Here is a 10,922-nt window from a genome sequence, read left to right on the forward strand (position 1 = left end):
TTATTTGTTGGGTGATTAATTGCTTGAATAAAGCAAATAATTATTGGGAAAATTAAGTTTTAATACGGCCAATGCGTTTTGTTTTGGCTCTTCAAGTTTTAGCGCTTTATAGCCTTCAATCATTATTTCTAACGCATTTTCAACAGAGTCCGTATCTGAATAGTTATTTAATACTATTTTGCTTCGATTAATTGCAGCGATAAATGCTTCTCGTTTTATATACCACTGTGCTATGGATATTTCGTAACGTGCTAATCTATTTTTTATATAGATTAGTCGTTGCAAAGCATCGACTGCATATACACTGGTCGGATAGTATTGTATTAAATAGTTAAAATCTTTAAAGGCTTTATAGGAGTTGGTTGGGTCGCGGTTAAAGCGATCGACTCCGAATAGGTCTTGGAAAAATTGCGCATCACTTTCCATGTAGGTTAAACCGCGCATGTAATAAAGATAGTCAAGATTTTTATGGGTTGGATTCAGGCGCATGAAACGATCTATATGAGCTAAAGCTAATGGCGTTGCTGTGCGTTTGTAGTAAGCATAAATAAGGTCTAACTGTACTTGATCCGATTGCGGGCCGAATGGATAACGGCTGTCAATCGCTTCTAAGATTTCACTGGCTTTTTCAAAACTTCCTGTGCTTAGTAGTGCTTTGGCATCGGCATAAAGCAGTTCCGGTGCTTTATCTGCAACTTTGGGTTTTTCACTTTTTTTAGAAGAGCAGCCCGTCGTCAATAAAACAATAAAAAGAGAAGTAATTATTAGTCTGAGGATTTTATTCATAAGTGTTATAATGCCAATGCAGATAAAAAGCACAGTATCTTCTATCGGTTAAAAAAAGAAAAGTTAATTAAGAGAAAATGTGACAATATTGTAGCTTAAAGCAAAAAATTTAGTTTATTTATCCGTAATCGGACAGAGAAAGAGAAAAATTATATGAGTCAACAGTTAAAGCTCAGTGCAGAAGTTACTGATGAACAATTAGGCTTCCGTTTAGATCAGGCACTCGCTTCATTATTTCCTGACTATTCACGAACACGTATTAAAGAGTGGATTTTGTCGGAGATGGTCAAAATTGACGGTGAAGTCATGACTCGCCCTCGAGAAAAAGTGTATACCGGGCAACTGCTTGATGTCGATGCTGTTTTAGAAGATGAAGTGGTATATAAAGCAGAAAATATTAAATTAGATATTGTGTATGAAGATGACCATATTCTCGTGATTAATAAACCGGCAGGTTTAGTTGTCCATCCAGGAGCGGGGAATGCCGATGGTACGGTGTTAAATGCATTATTACACCATTATCCTGCGATTGTAGAAGTACCTAGAGCGGGTATTGTGCATCGTTTAGATAAAGATACAACCGGCTTAATGGTGGTGGCTAAAACGATTCCTGCGCAAACCCACTTAGTGGCGAGTTTGCAAGCGCGTGAAATTACGCGTGAGTATGAGGCAATTGCGATGGGCTGCTTCACGGCGGGTGGTCGAGTAGATGCGCCTATTGGTCGTGATAAAGTTAATCGAGTCAAAATGGCGGTGACTCCAACCGGAGGCAAGCAAGCCGTGACGCATTATCGTGTTGCTGAAAAGTATCGAGCTCACACCCGTTTGCGCCTACGTTTAGAAACAGGGCGAACGCATCAAATACGTGTCCATATGGCTCATATTGGGCATGTTTTGGCTGGCGATCCTGTTTATGGTGGACGACCTCGTCCCCCTAAAGGAGCTTCGGAAGAGCTGGTTAATGTACTGCGCAAATTTAAACGTCAGGCATTGCATGCAACGATGCTTCGTTTAGTGCACCCTGTGATAGGTGAAACAATGGAATGGCATGCGCCAGTGCCAGATGATATGGCTGAGTTAGCGCGTGTTTTACGTGCCGATACACTTTTTTATGCAAAATAATCATGCTCAATTTGCTTAAACCTAATTGGTCTGCACCTAGCTCGATTCATGCCTATTCAACAACACGTTTGGGTGGTGTGAGTACGGGTGTTTACCAAGGTTTAAATTTAGGTATGCATGTTGATGATATGCCAGCGAATGTCCTGGAAAATCGTCAGATATTGAATAATGTATTAAAGCTGTCTTCACCTTTATACTGGTTAACGCAAACGCATAGTACGCGATTGTTAAAGCTTGAAGATAATCCACAATGCAACGAAGCAGATGCCGTTTGGACTTCGCTGCAACGGCGTGCTTGTGTGGTGATGACCGCTGACTGTTTACCGATTTTAGTGACGGATACAAAGGGCTGTTTTGTCTGTGCAATTCATGCTGGTTGGCGTGGGCTTTGTGACGGTATTATTGAAAAATCACTGCATGCAATTTGTACTGATCTTGCTATTCCTAGCTCACAACTATTGGTTTGGTTAGGCCCTTGTATTAGTTCACAAGCGTTTGTTGTAGGCAGTGAGGTGCGCAGTCAATTTATTGCTGAAAATAGACTCGCAGAATCAGCGTTTACTGCACATCAAGATCGTTATTTGGCCGATCTACATCAACTAGCTCGTTTACGTTTAGCGCCATTCAACGTGGCAGAAATAACCGCCAGTGAACACTGCACCTTTAGTGAACCAGAACGCTTCTATTCCTACCGTCGAGATGCAAAAACGGGCCGTATGGCTAGTTTAATTTGGATCGATTAAATTATTGATCTGTTGTGATAAATAACCACTAACTCAAAAATATATCTCCTTTGTATTATAGTTTTAGCGCATGATCCTTGATCTTTTTTAAAATGGCACCATCTTATACTTATAGATAGATATAGGTATTTTTAAGGTGGCGTTATGCGTTTAGATAAATTAACCAGTAAATTTCAATTAGCAATCTCTGATGCGCAATCTTTAGCTTTAGGGCGTGACCATCAATATATAGAGCCAACGCATCTGATGTTGGCGATGTTAAACCAAGATGGTGGTTCAATTAGGCCTATTTTAGCTGATTTGGAAGTTAATCTAAATGTGCTGCGTTCGCAGCTCTCTGCTGCACTTGATAAAATAGCCAAAGTCTCTGGTATCGGCGGAGATGTGCAATTCTCTTCCTCGTTAGGGATGCTGTTTAATCTGTGCGATAAATATGCGCAAAAATCAAAAGATAAGTTTATCTCCTGTGAGCTATTCTTGCTTGCTGCCTGTGAAGATAAAGGCGCATTAGGGGAAATATTAAAGCAACTGGGGTTAAATAAAGAAAAAGTACGTAAGTCCATTGATAAAATCCGTGATGGACAAAAAGTCGATGATCAAAACGTTGATGGTCAAGAGCAGGTGTTAGCCAAATATACTGTCGATCTTACCGAGCGCGCTGAGCAAGGAAAATTAGATCCTGTCATTGGGCGTGATGATGAAGTGCGCCGTATGATTCAAGTATTGCAACGTCGCACCAAAAATAACCCGGTCATTATTGGTGAACCGGGAGTCGGGAAAACGGCGATTGTAGAAGGTCTTGCGCAGCGAATCATTGATGGTGAAGTGCCGGAAGGATTAAAAAACAAGCGAGTATTATCCCTTGATATGGGCTCCTTAATTGCAGGAGCTAAATACCGCGGAGAATTTGAAGAGCGTTTAAAAGCGGTGTTAGCTGAACTTGCGAAGGAAGAGGGGCAAGTTATTTTATTCATCGATGAATTACACACCATGGTTGGCGCAGGAAAAACTGATGGGGCGATGGATGCGGGGAATATGTTAAAACCCGCACTTGCGCGAGGTGAACTGCATTGTGTTGGCGCAACCACGCTCGATGAATATCGTCAATATATTGAAAAAGATGCCGCTCTTGAGCGTCGTTTTCAAAAAGTGCAAGTCGATGAACCGACCGTTGAAGATACGATTGCTATTTTACGTGGTCTAAAAGAACGCTATGAATTACATCATAAAGTGGAGATAACCGATCCCGCTATCGTTGCCGCTGCATCCTTATCTCACCGTTATATAGCGGATCGACAACTGCCCGATAAAGCGATTGATCTTATTGATGAAGCAGCCTCGAGTATACGTCTGCAAATGGATTCCAAACCGGAAGAGTTAGATAAACTAGAGCGTAAAATTATTCAACTTAAGTTGGAACAAAAAGCGTTACAAAATGAGCACGATGAAGCGAGTGTTAAACGACTTGCGGATCTAGAAGAAACGCTGGATGAAAGAAATAAAGCTTATCAACTGTTAGATGAAGTGTGGAAAACAGAAAAGGCGGCGTTATCTGGCACACAAAATATTAAGCAAGCACTAGAGCAAGCGCGTTTAGATTTTGATGTGGCTAGTCGCGCAGCCGATTTAACGCGCATGTCTGAATTACAATACGGTAAAATTCCAGAACTAGAGAAACAGTTAGATTTAGCTACTCAAGCTGAAATGCAAGATATGTCACTGCTAAAACATTGTGTGACAGAAAATGAGATAGCAGAAATATTGGCGCATTGGACGGGGATTCCCGTTGCAAAAATGCTAGAAGGTGAAAAAGATAAACTGCTGAAAATGGAAGAGCACCTTCATACTCGTGTGATAGGGCAAAATGAAGCGATTGATGCCATTGCGAATGCCATTCGTCGCAGTCGAGCAGGGCTTAGTGATCCCGGTAAACCGATTGGCTCCTTCCTATTTTTAGGTCCAACAGGGGTTGGTAAAACAGAATCCTGTAAAGGGTTGGCTAACTTTTTATTCGATAGCGAAGATAATATGGTGCGTATTGATATGTCTGAGTTTATGGAAAAACATTCTGTCTCGCGTTTAGTGGGCGCACCTCCGGGCTATGTCGGCTATGAAGAGGGTGGCTATCTCACCGAAGCGGTACGTCGTAAACCCTACTCGGTGATTTTATTGGATGAAATTGAAAAAGCGCACCCCGATGTCTTTAATATTTTACTACAGGTGTTAGATGATGGGCGTTTAACCGATGGTCAAGGGCGCACGGTTGATTTTAAAAATGCCGTTATCATTATGACATCGAATATTGGCTCCGATATTATTCATGACTCCTTTGATAAATTAAGCTACGAAGAGATTAAGTCGCAATTATTTGATGTGTTAAGCGGACACTTTAAGCCTGAATTTTTAAATCGTATTGATGAAACAGTGGTCTTCCATCCACTGGGTAGAGAGCATATTCAATCAATTGCTAAGATCCAACTTGAAGCATTACAAAAACGCCTTAAAGCGCGCGATTATCTCATGACCTTTAGTGAACAGGCGATTCAGTTACTGGTGCAAGCGGGATACGATCCTGTCTATGGCGCAAGGCCTTTAAAACGGGCCATTCAACAATTGCTTGAAAACTCGTTAGCGCAAGAGATGTTATCTGGTCGATTACTACCCGGTAAAGAGATTGTGGTCGATGTTGAAAATGAAAAAATTCATTTTACCCAGTAAGTGGGTTTCATAGTGCTGTTAATCAAAGAGCCCGTTTAGTCGGGTTCTTTTTTAAGGAATGGTAGATGCTTGATGCTATCTGTAATTTTGATCCAGACAATATTAAAATTTACTCTATTTTTGAGTTTAAACGGCTACCTGAGTCAGAGGTAGATAAATTACGCTATCACTTGCTTTGTCCTGTCTGTCAACAACGCGCTTATTTCCGTCGGGCATCAAAGGATGGTAAACAAGCCTGCTTTGGCTCTCGTTATCATCACCAAGATTGTTCGGAATTTAATCCCTCTAGCACTAAAACTGAAGAAGAACGTACAGTGACTGAGGTCGAAGAGATAGTGCATCAATCGGATGCATTGCTGATTGATTTTAGTAAAGTGATGACGGCCAAAAAAAGCATCAAAGCAAGTGATAGCGATAGCCAAGATACGATTGCTACCATTAAGAAACAGAGTGCATTAACGAGGGGGGGGGCTGTAAAACCTGACGATGCTGATATCAAAGCACAGCCTCTCCTTGCCAAACAAGGTTTAGCGGCATTACTCACGACTCTATTGCGTGGTAGTTCACTTGCTAGCTCAGACCTTTGGATCTACACCAGTGCGACTCATAAATGGCGTGCGAAAAATCTATTTGTTAATGTGGCTGATGCCAAGCCGACCGAAAATGGAGCACCGCGAATGTACTGGGGAACACTTTCCCATGCCGATAAAGAGTTACTCTGGTTTAATCCTGCAGAAGAGGTGAATACTGGTATTCCCATTGCGAAGTATCAGCAAAAGTTATTCAGTCGTTTCAATATTGAATGTGGCGCAGATATAGAGGGGGCGGGATTTATTATGTTTGCAAAGTGCATTGCGAGTCGTGATAAAAAACGTCAATACTTGCAGTTGTGGGATAACGACCTGCAATATATCCATCTGAGTAAAGCGAAGTAGCAATCGAGAGCAGCGTATCGCTACCGCTGCTCTCTTTGATTGCAATGATTAACCTTCAGTAATACCTTGGCTTTTTAGGTATTCACTGTATGGTCCATGGAAATCAACGACTTCATTCTCTTTGATTTCAATAATACGAGTTGCTAGTGAAGATACAAATTCACGGTCATGGCTGACAAAGAGTAGAGTACCTTCGTAGTTTTCCAGTGCTAAGTTTAATGATTCAATGGATTCCATATCTAAGTGGTTAGTGGGTTCATCCATTAATAGAATATTTGGCTGATCCATCATTAATTTACCAAATAACATACGACCCTGTTCACCACCCGAGATGATTTTAACGGATTTGCCGATATCATTTGAACCAAATAATAGGCGGCCTAATGTACCACGTACGAATTGCTCGTCATCACCAGGTTTCATCCATTGTCCCATCCACTCCATGAGCGTTTGCTCTTTTTCAAAGGCGTAGGCATGATCCTGTGCATAGTAACCAAGGTTTGCATTTTCAGACCATTTAAATTCACCGGAATCAAGAGCGACTTCGCCCATTAAAGTACGCAAGAGTGTTGTTTTACCAACACCATTTTGTCCAATAATAGCAATGCGTTCACCGACTTCAACCATTAGGTTAAGATCTTTAAATAGCGGTTTGTCAAACGATTTACTTGCACCCGTCACTTCTAGTGCATTACGGAATAATTTTTTCTCTTGTTTGAATACAATATAAGGATTAACTCGACTTGATGGTTTTACTTCATCAAGCACGATTTTATCCATCTGTTTAGCACGCGAGGTTGCTTGTTTAGCCTTTGATGCATTGGCAGAGAAACGGCTTACGAAGCTTTGTAACTCTGAAAGCTGCGCTTTTTTCTTGGCATTATCAGCCAATAAACGTTCACGAACCTGTGTTGCTGCGGTCATATACTCATCGTAGTTACCTGGGTATAAACGTAATTCACCGTAATCGATATCGGCCATGTGAGTACAAACAGAATTTAAGAAATGACGGTCATGGGAAATAATTACCATGGTACATTGACGTGCTTTTAATTCATTTTCTAACCAACGAATGGTATCGATATCCAAGTTATTGGTTGGTTCATCAAGTAACATAATCTCAGGGTTAGAAAATAGTACCTGTGCCAATAGCACACGGAGTTTCCAGCCGGGGGCAACTTCAGACATTAAGCCGTAATGTTGTTCTAATGGAATACCAACGCTCAGTAGTAACTCCCCTGCGCGCGAGTCTGCTGTGTAGCCATCCATTTCTGCAAATTCAGTTTCTAAATCGGCAACCTTCATGCCATCTTCTTCACTCATCTCAGGCAGGCTATAGATACGGTTACGTTCCGCCATTACTTGCCACATCTCTTTGTGGCCCATTAATACCGTATCAAGTACCGTGAACTCTTCGAATGCGAACTGATCTTGATTCAATTTAGCGATACGCTCATTAGGATCTTTGGCAACATTACCCGCACTCGGTTCTAGATCCCCCGTTAAAATTTTCATAAAAGTGGATTTGCCGCAGCCATTAGCGCCGATCAGACCATAACGGTTACCATTGCCAAATTTCACTGAAATATTTTCAAATAGGGGTTTTGCACCAAACTGCATGGTGATGTTGTTAGTTTGTAGCACTCGCGATACCTTTATTAAATTGCTGACTGAAAATTTGAGGTGGAATATAACATGTGAGATATGTCACGTCACTGTTGAATTATCGAACAATTGTTTTTTCATTACGGATTTGCCTGTACAGCGGGGAAAATCCGTAGCTATTGTATATTTCAAGTGAGGATCACATTTGGTGTAAAAAAATGCTTATGAATATAACTGGGAAAAGTAAAATCTTGCTGTTAAAAAAAAATACGGTAAAGTATGCTATCGCGGTTGTTTTGTGTGCAATTTCGCTTAATTAAGCCGTTCGTACAATTAAATAGTATCTTTTTGTATAACAAGTCTAAACCTTGTTTACACTCATATTTAAAGAATTGAAATCTAACTTAGGTTATTTCGGGATTGAATAAATTTAAGAGCATTTTATGAAAAAGTCAGGTTTTACTATTACCGAAATGGTAGTGACATTGTCTATATTGGCAATATTATTAGCCATCGGTGCCCCCAATTTTAAAGAATTCATTAGTAACGGCAATATGGTCTCTAATACCAATGGTATGATGGAGCCTTTAACTATGCGCGGATGGAGGCAATTAAACGTGGTACTACTGTGCATTTAGGGCAGCTTGATGGCAGCTGGGCCAGTGGTGTAGTTGTCTGGGCGGATAGTGATGGAGACGTTACTCGAGATGCTGGAGAAGAGCTGCGTTTATGGCCCGCCTTTGATAGCGAAAGTACGGTAACTAGTGGGCGTACTGCTTTCACTTTTCGTGCTAGTGGTGAAGTTGATAACGATGGTCAATTAACCATTTGTGATAATCGCACTGGAGAGCAGGGAATGAAAATCTCTATTCTAATCTCCGGTGCCGTGATTGCTGAGAAGGTGACCTGTGCATAATAACAACTTACTTAAACGCTGCCAGAAAGGTAGCTCATTAATCGAAATATTAGTAGCGATCTTTATTCTTGCTGCAGGTTTATTAGGGCTTGTATCTGTACAGATGTTCAGCCTTAAAAACGTCAACAATGCTCAGTTTCAATCCATCGCAACGACCTATGCCTATGATATGGCGGAGCGTATGCGATCTAACCGAGACGCCGTATCCAACGGTGCCTATAACAATATTTTATCGACTATCACCGACCCCAACTGCTCTCCCTGTACATCGACACACATAGCACAGCTTGATGGATTTCAATGGAACCAACAAATCCAAGCCAATGTTAATGCGGGAGGTTTACCAGGAGGTAAAGGGACTGTCACTAAAACTGGCAATATTTACAAAATAACCGTAGCTTGGAAAGAGCAGCAACGCAGCAGCGCAGGTGGTAGCGTTGGTGATGCAAGTTTCACATTAGATATACAAATTTAAAACGACCAAAACGTTAAAGCAACTAACAAAGAGGATTAAGGGGCTGATTATATAGCTACCTAATAGAGGGAACTATGCAGGTATTAAGTAAAAAAAGTGGCTCTTTGTCATTACAACGTGGCTTCTCATTAATCGAGATGATGATCGCTATTCCCCTTGGCTTATTGGTGATGTTAGCTGTACTGCAAATTTTCACTAGCAGTCTGCAAGGCGTACATCTGCAAAATGGCTTCGCGAGGGTGCAAGAGAGTGGGCGCATGGCCACCGAATTAATGATTCGTGATATTCGCGGTGCCGATTACTGGGGCTGTGCAGGTGATGTGAGTCAAATAACCAACCATTTGGATACCACGGATGCTAATTATAACCAATCAATTCTACCGACAGCGGGGGCTGGTCTTGCAGGAAGTAATAATGTCACTTCAGCAACCATCGGTGGGATCAGTGTTAAAGATGCAACCGATACCCTTACCCTTCGCGGTGCAGGTAGTTTATCTGGTGTCAAAGTTACCCCCCCCTTTATGCCAACAGTAGCTGCTGTCATTCATGTTGATACCACTACGACTATCCCTAAGGGGCAGGTTATTTTGATCAGTGATTGTCGGGAAGCAGATCTGTTTAGCAATAGCCAAGAGACCAAGGCAAATGACGGAGCAAATAGCAATATTGCCCATGCAACAGGTAATATTGTGGTTAGTGGCGCAATAGATAATGCCACAAAAGATCTTTCACATACCTACGATGGTAGCGCGCAAATTCTAAGCCCATTCGCCAAAGTCTATTTTATTGGAGTGAACGCTTCTGGTACTCATTCACTTTATCGCAGCGATAATGGGGTTGCCAAGGAGTTGGTGAGAGGAATTAATGATTTGCAGATAATGTATGGTGAAGATACCTCGGATAATGGTTCTGCCGACACCTTTGCCGACGCAGCTTCCGTGACGAATATGGATAACGTTCGCTCTGTCCGTGTCGCCCTAACGGCTGAAAGTGGTGAGAGTGCATCGGGTACAGCGCTAGAAAAAACTTACCAAGTCACAGCTAACATACGCAATAGAACATTGCCATAGGTACATAACATGATATTAAAAAAACAGTCTGGAGCCGTTCTTGTCATCAGCTTGATTATTGTCATTACTTTAACGCTGTTAGTGCTTTCTGGTACTCAGTCCACACTTATGCAAGAGAAAATGACATCAGCGATGCGTGAAGCCCATGTTTCACTAGAAGTAGCTGAATCCGGTGTCAAAGATGCAGAGAGTATGATTGAAAACCTGACTGGTGTTAGCGGATTTAGCGACACAGGTGCGGGGGGAAATATAGCGAAGGGAATGGACCCGCGGATCTTTTTGACGATGCGATTTGGGGGGGAATTTAACCAGTGCGGGAGTAACCTCAGTATCTGGTATGGTATCCCGTTATTTTGTTGAATATTTAGGTGAGTTGGCTCTCGAAGAGGACTTATCTGGTTTGAATATGACGGGCTATGGTGAAACAACTGGCGGTGGCGATATTCATGGATTTAAAATTGTCGCGCGTGCAGCCGGTAAAGATGGCAATACAGAACGTGTCATAGTGAGTTATTACGGCAAACGTTTTTAGTGCGAAAAATAATTAAAGGA

The 10,922-nt window shown here is 41.6% G+C and carries 12 protein-coding genes; 10 read left to right on the forward strand and 2 right to left on the reverse strand.

Annotation, left to right across the window (positions count from 1 at the left end; all coding sequences use genetic code 11):
- Positions 1–15: 15 nt before the first annotated feature.
- Positions 16–786, reverse strand: coding sequence for an outer membrane protein assembly factor BamD (locus AB2N10_RS16050; RefSeq protein ID WP_369434099.1), 771 nt, complete (start codon positions 784–786; stop codon positions 16–18).
- A gap of 153 nt (positions 787–939) precedes the next feature.
- Here AB2N10_RS16050 and rluD point away from each other — a divergent pair, with 153 nt between their 5' ends.
- The 4 genes from rluD (at position 940) to AB2N10_RS16070 (ending at position 6,304) form a co-directional block, all read left to right on the forward strand.
- Positions 940–1,908 (forward strand): 23S rRNA pseudouridine(1911/1915/1917) synthase RluD, encoded by a 969-nt coding sequence (rluD, locus tag AB2N10_RS16055; protein ID WP_369434100.1) that lies wholly within the window; start codon positions 940–942, stop codon positions 1,906–1,908.
- Between the two features lie 2 nt (positions 1,909–1,910).
- On the forward strand, positions 1,911–2,651 hold the full coding sequence (gene pgeF / locus AB2N10_RS16060; protein WP_354623365.1) for a peptidoglycan editing factor PgeF: 741 nt from the start codon (positions 1,911–1,913) through the stop codon (positions 2,649–2,651).
- A gap of 144 nt (positions 2,652–2,795) precedes the next feature.
- Complete coding sequence (gene clpB, locus AB2N10_RS16065; RefSeq protein WP_354623366.1) at positions 2,796–5,369, forward strand: ATP-dependent chaperone ClpB; 2,574 nt, start codon at positions 2,796–2,798, stop codon at positions 5,367–5,369.
- 65 nt (positions 5,370–5,434) lie between these two features.
- Positions 5,435–6,304 (forward strand): hypothetical protein, encoded by an 870-nt coding sequence (locus AB2N10_RS16070; RefSeq protein ID WP_369434101.1) that lies wholly within the window; start codon positions 5,435–5,437, stop codon positions 6,302–6,304.
- A gap of 48 nt (positions 6,305–6,352) precedes the next feature.
- On the opposite strand, the gene AB2N10_RS16075 is transcribed toward AB2N10_RS16070, so the two are convergent.
- Entirely contained in the window at positions 6,353–7,948 is a 1,596-nt protein-coding gene (locus tag AB2N10_RS16075) for an ABC-F family ATPase (protein ID WP_369434102.1), read from the reverse strand.
- A gap of 404 nt (positions 7,949–8,352) precedes the next feature.
- On the opposite strand from AB2N10_RS16075, the gene AB2N10_RS16080 reads away from it, so the two are divergent.
- The 6 genes from AB2N10_RS16080 to AB2N10_RS16105 all read left to right on the forward strand — a co-directional run bounded on the left by AB2N10_RS16080 (position 8,353) and on the right by AB2N10_RS16105 (position 10,902).
- Positions 8,353–8,547, forward strand: a complete 195-nt coding sequence (locus tag AB2N10_RS16080) for a Tfp pilus assembly protein FimT/FimU (protein WP_369434103.1) — start codon at positions 8,353–8,355, stop codon at positions 8,545–8,547.
- Complete coding sequence (locus AB2N10_RS16085) at positions 8,511–8,825, forward strand: GspH/FimT family protein (protein ID WP_369434104.1); 315 nt, start codon at positions 8,511–8,513, stop codon at positions 8,823–8,825. Before AB2N10_RS16080 ends, AB2N10_RS16085 begins: the two co-directional genes overlap by 37 nt.
- Positions 8,818–9,300: a type IV pilus modification protein PilV gene (pilV, locus tag AB2N10_RS16090; protein WP_354623370.1), complete on the forward strand. Its 483-nt coding sequence runs from the start codon at positions 8,818–8,820 to the stop codon at positions 9,298–9,300. The genes AB2N10_RS16085 and pilV overlap by 8 nt, the downstream gene beginning before the upstream one ends.
- A gap of 74 nt (positions 9,301–9,374) precedes the next feature.
- Positions 9,375–10,370, forward strand: coding sequence for a PilW family protein (locus AB2N10_RS16095; protein WP_354623371.1), 996 nt, complete (start codon positions 9,375–9,377; stop codon positions 10,368–10,370).
- Positions 10,371–10,379: 9 nt separating this feature from the next.
- The gene (locus tag AB2N10_RS16100) at positions 10,380–10,730 is read left to right on the forward strand and encodes a PilX N-terminal domain-containing pilus assembly protein (RefSeq protein WP_369434105.1); all 351 of its coding nucleotides are present in this window, start codon (positions 10,380–10,382) and stop codon (positions 10,728–10,730) included.
- Complete coding sequence (locus tag AB2N10_RS16105; protein ID WP_354623373.1) at positions 10,708–10,902, forward strand: hypothetical protein; 195 nt, start codon at positions 10,708–10,710, stop codon at positions 10,900–10,902. Before AB2N10_RS16100 ends, AB2N10_RS16105 begins: the two co-directional genes overlap by 23 nt.
- Positions 10,903–10,922 lie beyond the last annotated feature (20 nt).

The organism is Psychromonas sp. MME1, from assembly GCF_041080865.1.
Classification (GTDB): domain Bacteria; phylum Pseudomonadota; class Gammaproteobacteria; order Enterobacterales; family Psychromonadaceae; genus Psychromonas.

Bases quoted from the DNA above. Each gene is read 5' to 3' on its own strand.
- AB2N10_RS16085 (WP_369434104.1), top strand. From the start codon at position 8,511: ATGGAGGCAATTAAACGTGGTACTACTGTGCATTTAGGGCAGCTTGAT.
- pgeF (WP_354623365.1), top strand. From the start codon at position 1,911: ATGCTCAATTTGCTTAAACCTAATTGGTCTGCACCTAGCTCGATTCAT.
- AB2N10_RS16050 (WP_369434099.1), bottom strand. From the start codon at position 786: ATGAATAAAATCCTCAGACTAATAATTACTTCTCTTTTTATTGTTTTA.
- AB2N10_RS16080 (WP_369434103.1), top strand. From the start codon at position 8,353: ATGAAAAAGTCAGGTTTTACTATTACCGAAATGGTAGTGACATTGTCT.
- clpB (WP_354623366.1), top strand. From the start codon at position 2,796: ATGCGTTTAGATAAATTAACCAGTAAATTTCAATTAGCAATCTCTGAT.
- rluD (WP_369434100.1), top strand. From the start codon at position 940: ATGAGTCAACAGTTAAAGCTCAGTGCAGAAGTTACTGATGAACAATTA.
- AB2N10_RS16100 (WP_369434105.1), top strand. From the start codon at position 10,380: ATGATATTAAAAAAACAGTCTGGAGCCGTTCTTGTCATCAGCTTGATT.
- AB2N10_RS16095 (WP_354623371.1), top strand. From the start codon at position 9,375: ATGCAGGTATTAAGTAAAAAAAGTGGCTCTTTGTCATTACAACGTGGC.
- AB2N10_RS16105 (WP_354623373.1), top strand. From the start codon at position 10,708: ATGGTATCCCGTTATTTTGTTGAATATTTAGGTGAGTTGGCTCTCGAA.
- AB2N10_RS16070 (WP_369434101.1), top strand. From the start codon at position 5,435: ATGCTTGATGCTATCTGTAATTTTGATCCAGACAATATTAAAATTTAC.